The organism is Mesorhizobium sp. WSM4845, from assembly GCF_055811455.1.
On sequence record NZ_JBVVQA010000008.1, the window covers coordinates 48,631 to 66,751 of the forward strand.

Below are 18,121 nucleotides of genomic sequence, written 5' to 3' on the forward strand. Positions count from 1 at the left end.
AAATGGTGGCGTGTGGCAGATGTTCGCTGATGCGTATCTTCTCCACTATTCTCGCTGGTCGCCGCCGCTTTTCGTCTTGGATCGCCACAGGCGCCGCAAGGGAGAATGCCGTCATCGGGCCGCGCACGAAGTTCGGTGCCGGGGCGGAGATCTTCAATATTCATGGCGACAGGTCCCGGGTCTCAATCGGCGCGGACAGCCATCTGGACGGACATCTGCAGGTCTTTGCCCATGAGGGTCGGATCAATATCGATGACTGGTTCTATTTTGGTCCAGGCTCGACGATTTGGTCATCGGATCCGGTGGGGATCAAGATCGGCAAACATGTCCACGTCTCGTGGGGGGTGGCGATCCACGATACCAACTCGCATCCCATGGACCCGCAGAAGCGTTTTGCGCAGATGCAGGCCATCTTTCGCGAAGGCCACCCGCGCGTCGACCCAGGCATCCGCTCAGCACCGATCACAATCGGAGATGATGTCTGGATCGGCAACAGTGCCATGATAATGAAGGGTGTCACGATCGGCGACCGGGCGATAATTTCAGCCGGCTCAATCGTACGGTCGGACGTTCCGGCCGACGCTTTGGTGCGGCCGGACCGCGACCTGGTGAAATGAAATGATGCCTTCGCTCATCAATGAGCGTCGTCCCATCATAGAGCGCCAACCATTCGCTTGCGCCAAGGCGCGGGCGAATGGCAACGGGCTAATGACGGCTGTCTTGCGGCTTGTTGTGAGGCTGGCTGTTCGACCACCAGACAAAATACAGCGAACCCACCTTCATGACTGGTACGCGGCGCTCGCGTTCGCGCCCCCGCAATTCGCGATAGACTTTTACCTTCAAGGTGCCGCCCGGCAGTTTGATGCGCACGGCCATCGGTTCAACTCCGCTGTGCAATTCAATAATGATGTGCGATGCAGCAATTAGAGAACTTCCCCAGCCGAAGAGTCAACCGCCGATGCGCGCGTTTGCTGGCTTGACCGGAAGGGTTCAAGCGCAGCCGCCCGAGGACGGCTTTTTTCGGGCCGTCAAGGCGCTGCCTGAGATCGGTTTGGATCGTCGTCGGGCTGGTCGTTCAACGGACGCGGCTGGTTCGACCACCAGCTGAAATACAGCGAGCCCAGCTTCAGAACCGGGATGCGGCGGGCGCGCTCACGCTCGCGCAACACCCCCGTTGTGCAATGCAGCGACTTAGAGAAGCTTCCGTGGCGGAAGAGTCAAGGGCTGATCGTTGATTCTTTCTGCGGCTGTTTTCCGGGACCGGTTCCATCACGGTCCGGGTGCAGGCTCGGGATCATCAATTTGGCGGGCGTCCGGACGGACGATCCGAAATGCTGCTCGGCCACCAGACGATGAAATAGTCTCCAAGCCGCCAGACCGGGACTTGGCGCTTCTGCTCGCGGCGGCGCAGCTCGTCCTTTTTCTTGATCTTCAGTGTCCCGCCCGGAAGCCTGATCCTGATTGTCACGCGCCCTCCCGCACCTGTTCCCATGGGGTATGAACGGTTCATGGGAGCAGTTTATTCCGGCTAAGCGGTTTCCATCCCGATGGCAATACGGATCGAGCTGTTCTCAACTGGTCAATGCTGTCAGTTGAAGAAATTCGCCATGCCCTGGAAGGCCAGGAACGCATAGACGATCGGCCCGGCTATCAGCCCGCAATAGAGGCACAGGATCCCCGCCAGCGCGACAAGCAGCGGCTTGTCGCGGCCGACCGCGCAGAGCTCGGCCTTCACCGTCCAGCGCGCCGTTCCTTCGTGTTGCGACATCGGCAAATCCCCTCAGCCTGGGGCCATTTCACACAATCGCCTGCAAACATCAACCGGGCGCCTGCAAACATCAACCGGGCGCCTGCAAACATCAAGCTGGCGCCTGCAAACATCAACCTGGGAAAGGACAAGACCATGGACATGACGTTCAAGGGCGCCGCCAGGCGCCTCGACGATCTCGATCTGCCAAGACTCGGCGCCAGCATCGGCGTCGGCGAAGACGAGATCCACGCCTTTCTCGATGTCGAAACCAGCGGGCATGGCTTCGACGCCCAGGGCCGGCCGGTCAATCCTGTTCGAGCCGCATGTGTTTTATCGCAATCTGGCGGGCGCGGCTCGGGCAAAGGCGGTAGCGGCCGGCCTTGCCTATGCCAAATGGGGCGAAAAGCCTTATCCCCGCGACAGCTATCCGCGCCTGAAAGCCGCCTGCGCCATCGACGAGACGGCGGCGCTCAGATCGGCGTCATGGGGGCTCGGCCAGGTGCTTGGCGAGAATTTCAGGGCGGCCGGCTTTCTGACCGTGCAGGCCATGGTCGAAGCCATGATGGCGGACGAGGCGCCGCAGCTGGCGGCGGCGGTCAATTTCATCGCCGCCAACCGGCTCGACGGCAAATTGCGCAAGCATGACTGGGCCGGCTTCGCCAAGGGCTACAATGGCGCATCCTATGGGAAGAACGCCTACGATATCCGGCTTGCCGAGGCATTCCGCAAATGGTCCGGGATCAGGGACACGCCGCCCCCTCCGACGCCGGTTCCGATCCCGCAGCCGCCGCAACCGAAGGGCTTCACGCCCGCCAAGGCAGAGCCGGGCAAAGCCGGAGTGCGGCGCGGACCGTTTTCCGGACCGTTGTCCGGATTGCGGGCCGCAGTGCTGGCTCCGTTGGTCGCCGCAATCCTCTCCCTGTTTCGAAAGGCCCCCTCCTTGTTTCGAAAGGTAAAGCCATGAACTGGTTCAATACCAACGCCGCGCACAATCTGATCAATGTGCTGATCCTGCTGCTCACCGGCCTGGTGGGCTTCGACTGGACGCTGTTCGGCATCGACGCCGCCCTGGCGCTAAAAATCACCGGGGTGCTGGCCCTGCTCAAGATCCTGATCAATGTCGTGCGCGACGGCGTCGCCGGCTCGTCAGAAACCAGCCTGCCGTGGAGGGCAATTGAGATGTGGGTGCTTTCCATGCTGGGAGCGCTCGCCGGCAACACGACGATCTTGGCGATTTTTGCCGCGCTCGTCGGCGGCATCGGCCTGTTTGTCGCCGGCGGTCGGGCCAACAAGGATGCGGCCAGGCGAGCGGCAGAAAAACTCGTTGCCGTCGAGGAGCGCCTCGAAATGGACCGCGAGGCGACCGATGCCGAACGCGTGGCGCGCGACCTGCCGGACGAAGCCGCACGGCGGGAGGCGATGCGATGGTCAAAGCGCTGATGCTGCTGCTCGGGTGCCTGTTGCCCAAGTGCCTGCTGTTTGGCGGCCTGCTGCTCGCTGGGTGCGCAACGCCGGTTTCGCCGGCGCGCCAGGTTTGGTGCGACCACAACCAGCCGCGCCGTGCGTCCGCCGCCGTCGTCGCCGCCATGACGCGGCCGGAGCTCGACGAAATCAATGCTTACAACGGCAAGGGCGCCAGATGGTGCGGGTGGAAGCCATGATACAGGAACTTCTCGACGCGCTCGGCATCAAGGCGCCGGTGGTGGTCGCCGGCCTTTCCGGCGGGATTTTGCGAGCCCTGTCGCGCCACCGCTACAAGGTTCGCGAGATGGTGGCGTCGCCGATCTGCGGCGCGCTGGCGGCGGCCTACCTGACCTTGCCGGTGGTGCATTATTTCCGCGCCACCGGCCTGGCGACTCCGGCCAACGACGACACCACGACGCTGGCCGCGGCGTTCCTCATCGGCGTCTCGGCGATGTGGATCTCGGACATCGTCTTCGAAGTGGTGGTCAGGCGGTTTAAGCCCGAGAAGGAGGAGTGAGATCGCGGGTTGTGTTGTTGCGCCCTCGTGCCGTTGCGCAGGGTGCGGAACCACGGGCGAAGCTGCGCGTTAGGCACGACCTTTGCGAGGATGCAGCATGCCAGCTCGCTCAATCGTCCCGACAGCCGCAGCGATCCTGATCGCCGCCACAAGCATGGCTTACGGCCGGCCGGATGCGCGCACCATGACATGCGAACAGACGCAGCAGCTGATCCAGAGCCGGCGCGCCGTCGTCCTGTCCACCGGCCGCAACACCTATGATCGATATGTCCGCCAATACGGCAATGAGTGCGACTGGCCCGAAGCGCCCGTCACCTCCTACATCAGGACGCTTGACGGTCAATGTCGGGTCCATCGATGCGAGGAACCGGTTCTCGGATTGCGATGATGCGCCATTAAAGTCCGGGATCAAACACCTAGGGGTCTGCGCCGCGTCGCTTCGCTCCTTGCTTCGCCCTAGGATGACGAAGGTGTAGTAGCGTATGGCTAATCGCCAGCGTTGGAGATTGGTGCTAGAAGCAGCCGGCGCCTGATCCAAGGTCTTTTCCCGCGACGTCTCTTCGCCCCGACCACCAAGGTGGGCCGATGCGCTAAAAGCCGAAGGTTGCGGAACCACGGGCGAAGGTGCGCGTTGGGCACGACCCTTGAGAGGATCTATCATGCCAGCTCGCCCAATCGTCGCGACAGCCGCAGCGATCCTGATCGCCGCCACAGGCATGGCTCACGCCCGGCCGGATACGCGCGCCATGACATGCGAACAGACGCAGCTTCTGATCCAGAGCCGGCGCGCGGTGGTGCTGACCACCGGCCGCAACACCTATGACCGCTATGTCCGCCGGTTCGGCAATGAATGCGACTGGCCCGAAGTGCCTGTCGCCGCCTATGTCCGGACGCTTGACGGTCAATGCCGGGTCCACCGATGCGAGGAGCCGGTGTTCTTTTTCCCGGACTAGTGGGTCTTCGTTATCCCAGGGGGAGCAAGGAGCGAAGCGACGCGGCGCGGAAGCGTAACGAGCAGGGTTGCGGATGCAAGCGCCGTTCTGGGCCGCTGCATTCTTCGGCTGGCGTAACGGCATGGATCCCAGGGTCTGCGCCGCCTCGCTCCTTGCTTGCCCTAGGATGACGAAGGCATGGTGGGATTTGGCCAATCGCCAGCGTTGGCGATTGGCCGGCCACCGGCCGGCAGCTAAGGTCCCACGGCCTCTAGGATTAGCCAAACCACCCCTCCACTTCGTCATCCCAGGGTCTGCGCCGCGTCGCTTCGCTCCTTGCTTGCCCTGGGATGACGAAGGCGTGGTGGGATTTGGCTAATCGCCAGCGTTGGCGATTGGCGGTTGCAGCCAGAGGCCCCGCTCTAGAAGCCGAAGAACTGCCAGCCGACCAGGTAGCCAAGCGCGACGACTGCCAGGGGAAACAAGGCTGGCGCCAGCCGGCTCAGGGCGGAGCTCCTTGCCGGCTCCCTTGGGGAACTTCTTTCGGCGTTTCCGAGGTTCTTGGTCATTCCGCTATAGTAGCAATCGCTGATTAACGATTCCCCAACATGCCGCGCCGGCGCGATTGAGCCGGGCGGCTTGCTGCAGGCGGGAACCAATCGCCGCCAACCGGCTTTGGCAAGGAGGCGATCGTTCGCGCGGAGGCGTTCGACATGAAACCTTTCGCATTCCTGCCAATCACGCTGCTCGGCGCACTGGTGTTGGCGGCGCCGGTTGCCGCCCAGACGGATAACCAGACACAAGACCGGGCGCGTGCCGGCCATTGCCAGGCGCAGCCGCAGAACGGCCAGCAGCAGCCGCCGCCGCCCGTCAACAACGGTGACAACAACAACCTGACCGACACGCTTGAACCCTGCAACGGCGTGCTGCTGCCGCCGCCGACCGGCGATCAGGGCATGGCCGCACCGCCGCCAGACCAAGGCAGGACACCGGTGCTCAAGCCCGGCGAGGTCCCGGCGCAGCCGCCGAAACCATAGATTGAGAGCATTTGCCGGTCTCGCGCCTGACGGTGCCTGCGCCGGCAGCTTTTTTGCTGGGGGGCGGAACATTAGTTATGACTAAATGTTGTTTTCGAAGCAGTCGATATCACCCCCCTCCGGTATCGCTGCTGATCGGGCAAAACCGATCGGCCCGCGCGCTTGGGCGACCAAGATCGCGGGCCACTGCCAGCCAACGCGGCGATCAATTAGTCGGCGCTCACGGAACAAGACGGTTTCGTCAAACGTTGGCTTTTGGGCTGAGTCGTCCCGACTGAGGACAGCAGAGCCCGCAAACCAGACAGGAGAAGACGATGAAAATCCACCTTGTTCCTGCCGCCGCCGGGCTGGCTTTGCTGGCCGGTGTCGGCGTCGCCACCGCAGACCAGGTGATTATCACGCCCGAGCAGCAGACGGTCGTCCGCCAATATGTGGAGAGGCACCCGCTGGCGTCGATCAGCCTCTTGGGCGTGGAACTCAACGTCGGTTCCACGTTGCCCGACACGGTTGAACTTCACGAGGTTCCCGACGTCGAATACAGATACGTAGTCGTCGACGGTCGCACCGTACTGGTCGATCCCGGCACCCGCAGGATCGTGCAGGTCATCGACTGACCTTCACCCGCCGCTCTCCCGGGAAGACGCGGGAAGAGCGGCGGCTCGCCGGCAGGCAGCCGGCTGTCGATCGTCTTCGTGGCGGGACGGAAGGAGCCATTTCCATGTTGCCGCATGTCGAATCACGCGATGTGGCCGCATCCGTCGACAAGCTGCTTGCCGAACGGGGCTCTGCCCTGTTGTCGATGAAGGCGTTGATTGCAGCCGTGCGTGAGCAAACCGGAACGGAGCGCTCGGAAGCGGATCTGGCGGGGCTGATCACCAAAAAGGCGGCACTCCTCGGGGTCGCGGTCCTGTCCGATTTAGGCGGGCCAGACCCGGGCCGACCCGACCCTGGCCGACCCAATCTGGGCCGAAGCCCCCAAGACGCCGGTCGAAAATTCAGCTAGAAGTTGTCGCTCACCGATTTGAGCCGAGGAGGCAACAGTGACTGATAACAGGCAGGAACGCATTCGCCGGCGGGCTCACGCGATCTGGGAGCAGGCCGGCCGGCCCGACGGCGCGCATCAGCAGCACTGGGACCAGGCCGCGGCCGAGATCGACGGTGGGGAAAGCGGAACCAAAGCCAAGACTGCTCGGCCAAAGGCGCCGGCTCGGCCGAAGGCTCCGGCTCGGCCGAAGGAGCCGGCGGCCGGCAAGGTGACCAGTTCAAAGACTGCCCGGCCGCGCAAGGGCTAGCCGCCATCTGAGGTAGTGCTCTACGGCGCCCCCCCTCTGTCCTGCCGGACATCTCCCCCACGAGGGGGGAGATTGGCAGCTTCGACGACGGCACTCTTCTTGCGACTTTTGTGATTGGCGAAATCAGTGATCTCCCCCAAGGGGGGAGATATCCGGCAGGACAGAGGGGGCGCCTCGCTCTGCCATCAAAGGTTTCGCACATAACCCTTCGGCCGCGGGACGAAGCACTGTCCCGCGGCCGAAGCGCTGGTCCCGAAATCGATCTCGGCTACATGCCGCAGTGCCTGTCGTTGACGGTCGGTGAAACCGTGCCGGGAGCCTTGTGCGTGGCATCAGGCATCGCGCCCTGCGGGCTTGGCGGGCAGTTCCGATCGGCATTGGAATTCGTGCCGTCGGGGCCCGCAATGATGCTACCGGTAATCCCGGTATCGACAGCATCCGGCTCGGCCAGGTTCGGATCGGTCGGGGCCGGGTCGATGACGACGCTTCTGCCGCTGCCGGGAGCCATGCCAGCCTCTGTGTCGGCTGTGCTCTGGGCCATCGCAGAAGTGGCCAGACCAGCGGAGAGCACGGACGCCGCGAGTAACTTCGTAAGCATGGTTTGCCTCCATTTGTCTCCATTTTTTTGGTCGTCGCCGCATCGCGACTACAGAAAAAACCGCTCGGGGGTGGTGAAGGTTCCCGTAAAATTGCAGCCTGCGACGAACCGTCGTGATCAGCAGGGGCCGTCGTGATCGGGAGGGGCCGTCGTGATCAGCAGGGCAATCTTGCCCGGGATGCCGGGAACCCAAAGCGTGCCGGCCGCGAGCCGTTGACATGACTCGCCCTGTCGCGTTATTGAACAGGATTATACAGGTTTACTGAACAGGTATTGCATGGCGCGTCGCACGACCCTGTCGTCTCCCGGAACCGGCAAGCCCGAACGGATCGCCACCGTCCTCGAGCGCGAGATCCGCTCCGGCGTGCTCGGCTTCGGCGACCGCCTGCAGAGCGAGAACGAGCTTGTCCAGCGCTTCTCCGTCAGCCGCAACACCATCCGCAAGGGTCTCGAGGAACTGTCGAGCCGCGGGCTGATCACCACCAAGGTCGGCATCGGCTCGTTCGTCACCTTCGACGGCATGCCGGTCGACGACGCCGTCGGCTGGTCGCGGGCACTGGCCAATGCCGGCGCCAATGCCGAGACGCGCACGCTCAGGCTCGAAGTCATGCAGGATGCCGAGCTCGCCGCCACACTCGGCGTCGAAAGCCCGTTCTTCATCGCCGTCGACCGGGTGCGCTCAAACGCCGATGACGGCCACGCCATCTCGATCGAGCGCAGCCGCCTGCCGCTGTCGCCCGAACTGGAGGACGTGCCGCTGCGCGGCCTGCGCGAGGGCTCGCTGCACCAGACGCTGCGCGCGGCGGGGCTTGTCCCCGATCACGGCGAGGAGTGGGTCGATATCGAGATGCTGAGCGCCGAGGACGCGGCCATTCTCGACTGCGCGCCGGACGCGCCGTTCCTGCGCACGCGGCGCCTGACGCGCGCCGCCGACGGCCGCGCCATCGAATATGTCACCAGCCTGCTCAATCCGGCGCATTTCGCGCTTCACCTGGAGTTCTGAGCATGGAGATGGCCGCGGCGATCGACCGGGCGATGGGTGCGCTTGTCGGCGGGGCGCTGGGCGATGCGCTCGGCATGCCGACACAGCTTTTGTCGCCGGCCCGCATCGTCGAGCTCTACGGTCCTGTCGAGGGTTTCGTCGCGCCCGCCGCCGACCATCCGGTGTCGAAGGGCCTGTCCGCCGGCACTGTCACCGACGACACCGAACAGGCGCTGCTGCTCGGCCGCATCCTGGTCGCTTCAGGCGACGGCTTCGACCACACGCGCTGGGTCAAGGCGCTGCTCGACTGGGAGCGCGAGGTCAAGGCGCGCGGCAGCTACGATCTGCTCGGACCTTCGACCAAGCGCGCCATCGACGCCATCAATGACGGCGTGCCGGCCGAGGAGGCTGGGCGCAGCGGCGACACCAATGGCGCGGCGATGCGCATCGCGCCGGTCGGCATCATGATGCCGCCGGAGCCGCTCGGCGCGCTGGTCGCCAAGGTTGCGGAAACCTGCCGCGCCACGCACAACACCTCGATCGCCATTGCCGCGGCGGCTGCCGTTGCCGCCGCCGTCAGCTGTGGCGTTGCCGGCGGCGATTGGCGCGCCGCCTTGGATCGCGCGGTCGTGGCGGCCAGGCAGGGCGCAGAACACGGTCACTGGACCAGCGGCGGCGATATCGCCGCGCGCATCGACTGGGCGAGGGGCCTGGTTCGCGGCAAGGCCGTCACCGACGGCATCCGGCTGATCGTCGACCTGGTCGGCACCGGCGTCGCCAGCCAGGAATCGGTTCCGGCGGCCTTCGCCGTGCTGGAAATCGCCGGCGGCGATCCCTGGCGGGCGGCCGTCATCAGCGCCAATCTCGGCGGCGACACCGACACGATCGGCGCCATCGCCGCCGGCATGGCAGGCGCCTGCGCCGGCTTTTGCCGATTGCCGCAGGAACACATCGCCCGGCTCAAGGGCCTCGACATGGCGCAGGTGCGCGCGCTCGCCGCCGATCTGGTCGCGGCGCGGACGACGAAAAGCAGTTCCGGCAAGGATGCAGCGGCATGAGCGGAGCTCAGCCTGACATGAGCCGGCGTCTCGTCCATATCGGCAGCGCGGTGGTCGACTATGTCTACCGCATCGACGCCTTGCCGGCGCCCGGCACCGAAAAGACCGCATCGAGCTTTGCCCAGGTCGCCGGCGGCGGCTTCAACATGATGGTTGCGGCCAGTCGCACCGGCATGAAGGTCGTCTTCGGCGGCCAGCTCGGCAGCGGACCGAATGGCGATTTCCTGCGTGCCGCTTTTGCCGCCGAGGGCATCGCAACGCTGACGCACCCATCGCCTTTGATGGACAGCGGCAATTGCGTCGCCATGATCAGCGGCGACGCCGAGCGCACCTTCGTGTCATGGCCTGGCGCCGAGAGCGTGCTCAGCCTCGGCATGATGGCGGCCGTCCGGGTTGCGCCGGGGGATTGGGTGTTCGCCTCCGGCTATACGCTGAGCTATGTCGGGAGCCGCGACGCGCTGGCCGACTGGATCGAGGCGCTGCCGGCGGAAATTCCCTTCGTCTTCGATCCGACGCCTGTCATATCGGAGATTCCGCGCGCCATTCTCGACCGGGTGCTGGCGCGCACGAACTGGCTGAGCTGCAACACAACGGAAGCGGGCGAGATCGCCGGCCCCGGCGCTGTCGAGGCCATCGCCGCCCGGCTTCTTTCCAATCACTGCCCGAGCGCCGAGGCGGTCGTCATCCGCGCCGGAGCAAAAGGTTGTTTCGTGCGGCTGGCGGATGGCGGCGCCAAGGCCATACCCGGTTTCAACGTCGCCGCCGTCGATACCAACGGCGCCGGCGACACCCATATCGGCGCCTTCGTTAGCGCGCTGTCGCGCGGCGTGCCGCCCTTCGAAGCGGCGGGCTACGCCAATGCGGCGGCAGCGCTCTCGGTCACGCGCCGTGGCGGGTCGTCGGCGCCGACCGCCCACGAGATCCAGACTTTCCTCAGCCATGACGATCAATCCGTGCATGGCGGCAGGCAAGAGGCCCATTTCCGACAGCAAAAATGACTTAAACAAGCTCGCCAACCGGGCAAACAATGAGAGGAACGAACATGCGCATGCCCAAACTGACTGCTTTTCTGACGGCAACCGCCGTCTTCGCTTCCGCACTGGTCGCCAGCGCCGACGAGGTGCATGTGCTCAACTGGAAGGGCTACGGCGCCGACGAGCCCTGGGCCATCGCCGCTTTCGAGAAGGCGACCGGCAACAAGGTCGTCAACGATTTTTTCAATTCCGAACAGGAAATGCTGACCAAGCTGAGGACCAATCCCGGCCTCTACGACGTCGTCATGATCAACGCCGCCTTCAACGACCAGGCGATGGCGGAAAAGCTGATCCAGCCGATCGACGTCTCGAAAATCCCCAACTATGCCGACATCAGCGCGGACAAGGCAGGCTCGCCCATGCTCGCCCGCGATGGCAAGGTCTATGGCGTGCCATGGGTGTGGGGCTTGACCGCGCTCGCCATCAACGAGAAAGCCTTCGAGACGCCGCCGACCAGCATCGCCGAGATGTGGAACGAGGCGCATAAGGGCCGCGTCACCATCCGCGACGACGCGGTCGAGGCGGTCCAGTTCGGCGCCATCGCCACCGGCCAGAACATCAATGACATCAAGGATATGGAGGCGGTCAAGGCGAAGCTGGCCTCGCTGATGCCGCAGATCAAGACGTTCTGGAGCTCGGAAAACGACTGGAACCAGATGGTCGCCTCCAATCAGATCGACATCGGCACTTATTGGAGCGGCTCGGCCGACCGCGCCAAGACGCATTTCAAGCTGCCGGTCTCGCTGGTCATCCCCAGGGAAGGCGCCGTCGCCTGGCTCGACGCCTTCTCCATCCCGGTCGGTTCCAAAAACGTCGCCGGCGCCGAGGCCTTCATCAACTACATGATCGAACCGAAATTCTACGTCGAATGGGTCACCAAGGTCGGCGCGCCGGTGTCGGCCAACGCCAAGGCGGTCGCCACCCTTCCCGAAGACGCCTTCAACCGCAAGGTGATGGGCGACCCCGACGTCGCCAAGCGCATCCAGTTCCAGGCGCCGATCAGCGACGCGCAGCGCGAGGCTTATCTGGCGCTGTGGCAGGAGCTGAAGGTCAATGTGAAGTAACGGGCGGGGTGAAAGTAACGGCAAGCATTCGGGAGGAACATATGGCTGGACAGGTCGCAACCGGTTCGAGGAGCGGATTGCGATCGGCTTTGCCGCTGCTTGTGCCGGCCTATCTCTGGCTGACGGTGGCGATCTTCTTGCCGCTGTCGGCCATGGTGTTTTTCTCCTTCATGACCGAGCTGCCGCTGTCGGGAAAGGCGTGGTCGTTCACGCTGGACAATTACGCCACCTTCTTTGCGCAAGGCCTCTACCGGACGCTGCTGCTGGCCTCGCTCAGGCTCGGGCTCGAGGTGACGCTGTGGTGCGTCGTCATCGGCTATCCCGCGGCCTATGTGCTGGCCAAGGTGTTTAGGGGACGCAGCCGCGAGGCGATCTTCCTGCTCGTCATCCTGCCGTTCTGGTCGAACGGCCTGGTGCGCATCTTCTCCTGGGCGATGGTGCTGCGCGAGGGCGGCATTCTCGACACCGCACTCAACGCCGTGCTGCCGTTCAAGATCAACATCGACCTGATGTATTCCTATCCGGCCGTCATCATCGGCCTGGTCCACTCCTACGTGCCCTACATAGTGCTGACCTGTTACCTGACGCTGCAGGCCATCGACGATTCGCTGATCGAGGCAGGGCGCTCGCTCGGCGCCTCGCGGCTGCAAATGCTGAAACGGGTGATCATTCCGCTGTCGATGCCGGGGCTGGTCGCCGGTGCGGCGCTGATCTTCGTTCCCGTCGTCGGCTCCTTCATGGAACCGCGTATTCTCGGTGGCCGCACCGGCACTTTCTACGGCACGGTCATCGAGGACCAGTTCGTCGCCGTGTTCAACTGGCCGCTGGGTGCGGCGCTGTCCTTTATCCTGCTGGCCGTCGTGCTGGTCATCCTGGCATTGGCGTCGCCGGTGTTGAAGAGGGCCGCGTGATGGCGACGACGCGTATCCTGGAATGGTGTGGGCGCCTCTACATCTGGCTGCTGCTCGCCTTTCTCTACCTCCCGATCATCATCATGGCGCTGATGTCGTTCAACGTGTCGCCCTTCTACCAGTTGCCGTTCGAATGGACGACCGAGTGGTACGCGTCGTTGTGGCAGAACGACCAGCTGATCTCGGCCACCTGGAACAGCGTGGAGATCGCCATCATCACCACCATCATCTCCACGGTGCTCGGCTCGGCGGCATCGCTGGCGCTCTATCGCCATGAATTTCGCGGCAAGAAAGTCCTGCAAGCGCTGCTGTTTCCACCGATCGCCATTCCGTGGCTGATCACCGGCACGGCGATGCTGATCTTCTTCTTCGGCGTCGGCATCGGCCGTGGGCTGTTCGCGATCCTGCTCGGCCATGTGGCGCTGGCGCTGCCCTATGTCATCGTCGTCGTCTCAGCCCGGCTGCAGACCTTTGCGCCGGAGCTGGAAGAGGCGGCGCGATCGCTCGGCGCCAACCAGTGGCAGGTGACTTCGCGGGTCACGCTGCCCTGGATCATGCCGGGCGTCATCGCCGGCGGGCTGTTCGCCTTCGCCGTGTCGTTCGACCAGTTCGTGGTCTCGTACTTCCTGTCGACGCCGGGCCAGACGACCTTGCCGGTCGAGATCTACGCCGCGATCCGCAAGGGCTTCACGCCGGAGATCAATGCCGTCTCGACGATCATCATCGTCGTCTCGATGGCGCTGATGCTGCTCACGGCAAAATTCTTCAAATTCGGCGGAGAGAAATAATGGCCGGCGTGCAGGTAGCGAATTTGTCGCGCAGTTTTGGCGCGCACAAGGCGCTGGACGATGTCTCGATCGATTTCGCCGACGGCGGTTTCTACGCGCTGCTCGGGCCGTCGGGCAGCGGCAAGACCACGCTCCTGCGCCAGATCGCCGGCTTCGATTTCCCCGACTCCGGCCGCATCGCCATCGGCGGCGAGAGCGTCGAGCGGGTGCCGGTCGAGAAGCGGCGCATCGGCATGGTGTTCCAGAACTATGCGCTGTTTCCCAATATGAGCGTCGCCGACAATGTCGGCTTCGGCCTGTCGGTGCGCGGGCAAGCCAAGCCAACGATAGCCAGCGAGGTGCAGCGCGCGCTCGACCTGGTGCAGCTCGGCAAGCTCGGCGCCCGCCGCCCGCACCAGCTGTCGGGCGGCCAGCGCCAGCGCGTCGCGCTCGCCCGCGCCATCGTCACCAAGCCGCGCGTGCTTTTGCTCGACGAGCCGCTCGGCGCGCTCGACAAGGCGCTGCGCGTCGACATGCAGATCGAGCTGAAGCGCATCCAGCGCGAGATCGGCATCACCACCATCTTCGTCACCCACGACCAGGAAGAAGCGCTGACGATGAGCGACCGCATCGGCATCCTGCGTGACGGCAGGCTGGTGCAGGAGGGGCCGCCCGAGGAGATCTACGACAGGCCGAAGAGCGAGTTCGCCGCCACCTTCCTCGGCGACGCCAATATTTTTCGCGGCGAGACCACCGGCGCCGGCATCCGGCTGCCGGACGGCACGGCGATTGCCGCCGCGGCAGGCGCGACGCTTGCCGCCGGCGCCAAGGCCAGCTGCGCGGTGCGGCCCGAACGCATCCGCATCGCCACCGATTCAGGGACGTCCGATCCGAACGCCAATATGCTCCGCGGCCAGGTATCCAAGCGCATCTTCGCCGGCAACAACAGCACCTATTTCGTCGATCGCGACGGGCAAACGCTCAAGGTCATCGTGCAGAACACCGGCGTTGAAAGATTGGCGGAGGGGCAAAAAGTGGTGCTGCGCTGGTCGCCGGAGAGCACGGTGCTGATCGCTGCTGGCTAGTAAAAGCTGGCGATCCGTCCCACCTGTCCCGCTGTCTGTCGAGCAAAATGGGGCGCCGGAGCATGCCGATGACGCTTGAACTCAGTGCGGGCGACCAGTCGATGCTCGACGGCGAGCACGGCCGGGCCGTGGCCGCAGCGATGAAGATACTGGTCGCCTTTTCCAACGCCGTCGGCGCGCGCAAATTGTTGGACATTGCCGGGGCGCATATCGACGGCTGCCTCTATCACGGCCAGGCCAGCCTCGATTTCGTCGAAAGGCTGGTCGAGGGCGGCGGCCGCGTTCGGGTGCCGACGACACTCAATGTCGGTTCTTTCGACCTCATCCATCCCGGGCTGGTGAAGATGCCGCCGGCGCAAGAAGTGCCGGCGCGGCGGCTGATGAAGGCGCATCTAAAACTCGGCTGCCAGGCGACCTTCACCTGCGCGCCCTATCAGACGCGGTTCCGGCCGGGCTTTGGCGAGCAGATCGCCTGGGGCGAGTCCAACGCCATCGTCTTTGCCAATTCGGTGATCGGCGCGCGGACCAACCGCTATGGCGATTTCATCGATCTGTGCTGCGCGATGACCGGGCGCGCGCCGGCCTGGGGACTGCATCTCAGCGAAAACCGGCGCGGCCAAATCCTGTTCGAGCTGACCGGTTCTTTCGAGCCTGCCGATGCCCTGTTCGTCGGCGTCGGGCTTATTGTCGGGCAAGCGAGCGGCGACCGCATTCCGGTCATATCGGGCCTGCCGCAGCCGCGCGACGAGGATCAGTTGAAGGCGCTTGGCGCGGCGGCGGCAACGACGGGTGCGGTGGCGCTGTTTCATGCGGTCGGCATCACGCCGGAAGCAAGGACGCTCGACGAGGCATTTCGCGGCATGGCGCCGGAGGCGACGATCCGGATCTGTCGCGCCGACATCGACCAGGCGCTGGCAAAACTGTCGAGCGTCCCCGACGGAGCGCCGCTTGCGGCCGTATCGCTCGGCACGCCGCATTTTTCGCACGAGGAATGGATGCGCCTGTTGCCGATGCTGCGCGAGGTGGCGCCGGGCAGGGGCATCCCGATCTACGTCAACACCGGGCGCGCCACTTTCAAGAGATTGCAGGACGAGGGCGAACTGGACGATGCGCAAAAGTTCAACCTCATTCCGGTTACCGATACCTGCACTTATGTCACCTCTGTGCTCGAGCGTCTCGACGGCGTGGTGATGACCAATTCCGGCAAATTTGCGCACTATGCGCCCGGCAATATCGGCGTGACAGTGGCCTTCGGCGACCTGGCAGACTGCGTTCGCTCGGCCGCTGCCGGCCGCGTCGTGCGAGGCGCGCGATGAGCCAACAGGACAGTCGAGCCCTGAACAGAGTTGGCACGTTCCAGCATGCCGGCGAGGCGCAGGGATCGGCGCTGGTATTGTTGGATGCGCTCAGCTTCTGGGGTGGCGTCGATGCCGAAACGGGCGACATCATCGACCGATCGCACCCGGGCGGCAACGTCGCCGGCAAGATCCTGGTGATGGCATCCGGGCGGGGATCGTCGTCCTCATCTTCGGTCCTCGCCGAGGCGATCCGCCGGGGCACGGCGCCGGCCGGCATCATCCTGCAGCGGTTCGATCCGATCCTGGCCGTCGGCGCCATCGTCGCCGAGTTCCTCTACGAAATCAGCATGCCGCTGGTCGTGTGCGACATATCGGGCATTATCTCCGGCGACCGGATCGCGATCGGCCTCGGCGAGGGTGACCGGGCGATCGTCAATATTGGGCAATGATCTAAAGTGAGTAATTGGGAATTGTCGCGTCGGGTCGCGGCTAGCCCCTTCTCCCCGTTTTCCACCGGGAGAAGATGCCGGCAGGCAGATGAGGGGCAGCACCAGCGTCGGAGTTTCCACTCAACGTTCGCGCTGCCCCTCACCCTTACCCTCTCCCCGTGAAGAACGGGGAGAGGGGGATCGCCTGCGTTGCATTCGCCATCAAAAAGTCTTTTTCAGCCGGCCATCAGTCCTGCCGTGCCACGTCGCCAGTAGGCCGCCGCCAGCGTCTCGTCGCGGCCAAGCCCGAGCGTGCCGCGCCAGTGTTCGCGAACGATCCTGGCGGCAGCTGCTTCCGCCGCGAAACCAGCCGAACGCCGAGCCGGTCGGCCATGCGGGAGGCGATCCCGGTCGTCGTCATCCCGAAGACAACAGTCCGCACGCATTGAGCTCAAGATTACCTTGATCGCCGCAGCGCCACAGCCTGCACCTGCTGGCGCTGCCTCTCTTTCCCGGGTAATCCCGGGACCCTTCCGTTCAGATCTCCGGGATGCTCTCTCTGAAGATCACTTGCAGCCTCGGCTGGTGCAACTCGTAGGGCAAGCCCCTGATCGCGTGGGTCAAGGTGTTGAGCGCTTCGCGGGCCTCGACGCGCGGGTTCTGGTCGATGACCGCATCGAGCGTGCCGTCGAGCAAAAGCTCCTTGGTGCCTTCGGTCACTTCATGGCCGAGAAACACGGTCGCCAGCGCCCGCCCTCGCTCCTTGAGCGCGCGGGCGATGCCGGTGTTGCCGGCGCCGACATTGTAGATCGCGGCCAGGTCCGGATGCCGGTCCAGCAGGGCGGAGGCCTCCGCATAGGCCTTTTCCCGGTCGTCGAGCATCTCGCGCATCTCGACGATCTGCAGATTGGGCGATTCTTCCGTCAATATGTGGCGGAACCCCATCTCACGTTCCTCATGGCCGCGATAGGAGAGCGAGCCGGCGAACAGCGCGACCTTGCCCGGACGCTCAGCGCCCATGAAGCGGTTGAGCAGATAGCCGGCGAGCCGGCCGGCGGCGCGGTTGTCGATGCCGATATAGGCGACCCTCGGCACGTGCAGGATGTCGGACGCTATGGTGACGACCTTGACGCCGCTGGCCGACAGCGAACGGATCGCCTCGCGGACCGTCGGGTGATCGAGCGCGATGACGCCGACGCCCTGCGTCTGGCCGCGCAATTCCTGCAGCAGGCGGGCAAGCCGGTCGGGATTGAAGCCTTCGATCGTGGCGACGCGAACATCGAGGTCTGGCCGCGATTGCGCCTGCGCCTCGATGTGCCGGTGCAGCATCTTGATGAAGGAATTGGTGCCGGCGGGCAGGGCGAAGTCGAGCCGTATCACATTACTGGACAGCGCGTTGCGCGTGGTCGGGCTGTTCGAATTCTCAGCGATGTAGCCCAGCCGCTGCGCCGTCTCCAGCACGACCTCGCGGGTGCGCGCCCTGACCCCGGCGCGGTTGTTGAGCACACGATCGACCGTCGCGGCTGAAACGCCGGCTTCCCGGGCTATGTCCGTCAGGGTGGACCGCACAGTCGATCACCTCACTGCTTGCGCGCTACCGCGCATCAAAATCGCGCGTTCAACGGTTCGAATGCCGGACGACCGCTTCATGCCATCCGCGATTCTGATGGGAAATGATGTATCCGGCCTTAGCCGATGCGCAAGCCGGCGCTACGCCAAATCGTCGAGCCGCGCCGAAACGGTCGGTGCTGCGCACGATGCCCTCAAATTCAGGCCCCTCAAATTCAAGCAGCGATTGCGGTGTGATGATCTCGGTCGACTGCATTTTTTCCTCCATTTGCGATGTTGTGATTTGTTTTGATTATTTATGATGTTGACAGCCTTCCCCGGGTGCCGTCAATATC

The 18,121-nt window shown here is 64.4% G+C and carries 28 protein-coding genes; 20 read left to right on the top strand and 8 right to left on the bottom strand.

Going from position 1 to position 18,121, the window contains the following annotated elements; translation table 11 throughout:
* Positions 1-29: 29 nt before the first annotated feature.
* Positions 30-617 (top strand): acyltransferase, encoded by a 588-nt coding sequence (locus tag AC0L2C_RS11695; protein ID WP_473523412.1) that lies wholly within the window; start codon positions 30-32, stop codon positions 615-617.
* 88 nt (positions 618-705) lie between these two features.
* Here the strand turns inward: AC0L2C_RS11695 and AC0L2C_RS11700 are convergent, their stop codons facing one another.
* From AC0L2C_RS11700 to AC0L2C_RS11715, 4 genes are all read right to left on the bottom strand, one after another.
* On the bottom strand, positions 706-876 hold the full coding sequence (locus tag AC0L2C_RS11700) for a hypothetical protein (RefSeq protein WP_023798595.1): 171 nt from the start codon (positions 874-876) through the stop codon (positions 706-708).
* A gap of 421 nt (positions 877-1,297) precedes the next feature.
* Complete coding sequence (locus AC0L2C_RS11705) at positions 1,298-1,468, bottom strand: hypothetical protein (RefSeq protein ID WP_198032669.1); 171 nt, start codon at positions 1,466-1,468, stop codon at positions 1,298-1,300.
* 120 nt (positions 1,469-1,588) lie between these two features.
* The gene (locus tag AC0L2C_RS11710) at positions 1,589-1,768 is read right to left on the bottom strand and encodes a hypothetical protein (protein WP_128247687.1); all 180 of its coding nucleotides are present in this window, start codon (positions 1,766-1,768) and stop codon (positions 1,589-1,591) included.
* 12 nt (positions 1,769-1,780) lie between these two features.
* A complete protein-coding gene (locus AC0L2C_RS11715; RefSeq protein WP_288142183.1) occupies positions 1,781-2,029 on the bottom strand; it encodes a hypothetical protein in 249 nt (82 codons plus the stop codon).
* Here AC0L2C_RS11715 and AC0L2C_RS11720 point away from each other — a divergent pair.
* The 10 genes from AC0L2C_RS11720 (at position 2,028) to AC0L2C_RS11765 (ending at position 6,992) form a co-directional block, all read left to right on the top strand.
* Positions 2,028-2,714, top strand: coding sequence for an N-acetylmuramidase domain-containing protein (locus AC0L2C_RS11720; RefSeq protein ID WP_473523413.1), 687 nt, complete (start codon positions 2,028-2,030; stop codon positions 2,712-2,714). The two genes, AC0L2C_RS11715 and AC0L2C_RS11720, sit on opposite strands and share 2 nt — an antisense overlap.
* Positions 2,711-3,190: a hypothetical protein gene (locus AC0L2C_RS11725; RefSeq protein WP_473523414.1), complete on the top strand. Its 480-nt coding sequence runs from the start codon at positions 2,711-2,713 to the stop codon at positions 3,188-3,190. Before AC0L2C_RS11720 ends, AC0L2C_RS11725 begins: the two co-directional genes overlap by 4 nt.
* On the top strand, positions 3,175-3,411 hold the full coding sequence (locus AC0L2C_RS11730) for a hypothetical protein (RefSeq protein WP_051407780.1): 237 nt from the start codon (positions 3,175-3,177) through the stop codon (positions 3,409-3,411). Before AC0L2C_RS11725 ends, AC0L2C_RS11730 begins: the two co-directional genes overlap by 16 nt.
* Complete coding sequence (locus AC0L2C_RS11735) at positions 3,390-3,731, top strand: hypothetical protein (protein ID WP_473523415.1); 342 nt, start codon at positions 3,390-3,392, stop codon at positions 3,729-3,731. Before AC0L2C_RS11730 ends, AC0L2C_RS11735 begins: the two co-directional genes overlap by 22 nt.
* Positions 3,732-3,828: 97 nt before the next feature.
* Positions 3,829-4,119, top strand: a complete 291-nt coding sequence (locus AC0L2C_RS11740) for a hypothetical protein (RefSeq protein WP_128170505.1) — start codon at positions 3,829-3,831, stop codon at positions 4,117-4,119.
* A 271-nt stretch (positions 4,120-4,390) separates the two neighbouring features.
* Complete coding sequence (locus AC0L2C_RS11745) at positions 4,391-4,684, top strand: hypothetical protein (RefSeq protein ID WP_128247688.1); 294 nt, start codon at positions 4,391-4,393, stop codon at positions 4,682-4,684.
* A gap of 692 nt (positions 4,685-5,376) precedes the next feature.
* Positions 5,377-5,700, top strand: a complete 324-nt coding sequence (locus AC0L2C_RS11750; RefSeq protein ID WP_128247689.1) for a hypothetical protein — start codon at positions 5,377-5,379, stop codon at positions 5,698-5,700.
* Positions 5,701-6,014: 314 nt separating this feature from the next.
* Positions 6,015-6,314 carry a DUF1236 domain-containing protein gene (locus tag AC0L2C_RS11755; protein WP_287175828.1) on the top strand — a complete coding sequence of 100 codons (300 nt, stop codon included), beginning with the start codon at positions 6,015-6,017 and terminating at the stop codon, positions 6,312-6,314.
* 104 nt (positions 6,315-6,418) lie between these two features.
* Complete coding sequence (locus tag AC0L2C_RS11760; protein WP_287175826.1) at positions 6,419-6,703, top strand: hypothetical protein; 285 nt, start codon at positions 6,419-6,421, stop codon at positions 6,701-6,703.
* Positions 6,704-6,740: 37 nt separating this feature from the next.
* Positions 6,741-6,992, top strand: coding sequence for a DUF2934 domain-containing protein (locus AC0L2C_RS11765; RefSeq protein ID WP_287175823.1), 252 nt, complete (start codon positions 6,741-6,743; stop codon positions 6,990-6,992).
* A 268-nt stretch (positions 6,993-7,260) separates the two neighbouring features.
* Here AC0L2C_RS11765 and AC0L2C_RS11770 read toward each other — a convergent pair whose 3' ends face one another.
* Positions 7,261-7,590 carry a hypothetical protein gene (locus tag AC0L2C_RS11770; RefSeq protein ID WP_473523416.1) on the bottom strand — a complete coding sequence of 110 codons (330 nt, stop codon included), beginning with the start codon at positions 7,588-7,590 and terminating at the stop codon, positions 7,261-7,263.
* A 277-nt stretch (positions 7,591-7,867) separates the two neighbouring features.
* Between AC0L2C_RS11770 and AC0L2C_RS11775 the strand changes: the two genes are divergently transcribed.
* The 9 genes from AC0L2C_RS11775 to AC0L2C_RS11815 all read left to right on the top strand — a co-directional run bounded on the left by AC0L2C_RS11775 (position 7,868) and on the right by AC0L2C_RS11815 (position 16,238).
* A complete protein-coding gene (locus AC0L2C_RS11775; RefSeq protein WP_287175821.1) occupies positions 7,868-8,593 on the top strand; it encodes a GntR family transcriptional regulator in 726 nt (241 codons plus the stop codon).
* A 2-nt stretch (positions 8,594-8,595) separates the two neighbouring features.
* Positions 8,596-9,630, top strand: a complete 1,035-nt coding sequence (locus AC0L2C_RS11780; protein WP_287065562.1) for an ADP-ribosylglycohydrolase family protein — start codon at positions 8,596-8,598, stop codon at positions 9,628-9,630.
* Between the two features lie 17 nt (positions 9,631-9,647).
* Positions 9,648-10,628, top strand: a complete 981-nt coding sequence (locus AC0L2C_RS11785; protein WP_287395370.1) for a PfkB family carbohydrate kinase — start codon at positions 9,648-9,650, stop codon at positions 10,626-10,628.
* Between the two features lie 44 nt (positions 10,629-10,672).
* Positions 10,673-11,728: an ABC transporter substrate-binding protein gene (locus AC0L2C_RS11790; protein WP_287395351.1), complete on the top strand. Its 1,056-nt coding sequence runs from the start codon at positions 10,673-10,675 to the stop codon at positions 11,726-11,728.
* A gap of 41 nt (positions 11,729-11,769) precedes the next feature.
* Positions 11,770-12,639 (top strand): ABC transporter permease, encoded by an 870-nt coding sequence (locus AC0L2C_RS11795; protein WP_023798616.1) that lies wholly within the window; start codon positions 11,770-11,772, stop codon positions 12,637-12,639.
* Positions 12,639-13,427: an ABC transporter permease gene (locus AC0L2C_RS11800; RefSeq protein WP_023798617.1), complete on the top strand. Its 789-nt coding sequence runs from the start codon at positions 12,639-12,641 to the stop codon at positions 13,425-13,427. Before AC0L2C_RS11795 ends, AC0L2C_RS11800 begins: the two co-directional genes overlap by 1 nt.
* A complete protein-coding gene (locus AC0L2C_RS11805; protein ID WP_287321011.1) occupies positions 13,427-14,491 on the top strand; it encodes an ABC transporter ATP-binding protein in 1,065 nt (354 codons plus the stop codon). Before AC0L2C_RS11800 ends, AC0L2C_RS11805 begins: the two co-directional genes overlap by 1 nt.
* Positions 14,492-14,559: 68 nt before the next feature.
* Entirely contained in the window at positions 14,560-15,807 is a 1,248-nt protein-coding gene (locus AC0L2C_RS11810; protein WP_287065555.1) for an aconitase X, read from the top strand.
* A complete protein-coding gene (locus AC0L2C_RS11815; protein ID WP_473523417.1) occupies positions 15,804-16,238 on the top strand; it encodes an aconitase X swivel domain-containing protein in 435 nt (144 codons plus the stop codon). The genes AC0L2C_RS11810 and AC0L2C_RS11815 overlap by 4 nt, the downstream gene beginning before the upstream one ends.
* A 215-nt stretch (positions 16,239-16,453) precedes the next feature.
* Here the strand turns inward: AC0L2C_RS11815 and AC0L2C_RS11820 are convergent, their stop codons facing one another.
* The 3 genes from AC0L2C_RS11820 to AC0L2C_RS11830 all read right to left on the bottom strand — a co-directional run bounded on the left by AC0L2C_RS11820 (position 16,454) and on the right by AC0L2C_RS11830 (position 18,042).
* Positions 16,454-16,663: a hypothetical protein gene (locus AC0L2C_RS11820; RefSeq protein ID WP_473523418.1), complete on the bottom strand. Its 210-nt coding sequence runs from the start codon at positions 16,661-16,663 to the stop codon at positions 16,454-16,456.
* Positions 16,664-16,754: 91 nt separating this feature from the next.
* Complete coding sequence (locus AC0L2C_RS11825) at positions 16,755-17,786, bottom strand: LacI family DNA-binding transcriptional regulator (RefSeq protein ID WP_287321005.1); 1,032 nt, start codon at positions 17,784-17,786, stop codon at positions 16,755-16,757.
* Positions 17,787-17,835: 49 nt separating this feature from the next.
* On the bottom strand, positions 17,836-18,042 hold the full coding sequence (locus AC0L2C_RS11830; RefSeq protein ID WP_027154361.1) for a hypothetical protein: 207 nt from the start codon (positions 18,040-18,042) through the stop codon (positions 17,836-17,838).
* Between the last annotated feature and the right edge of the window lie 79 nt (positions 18,043-18,121).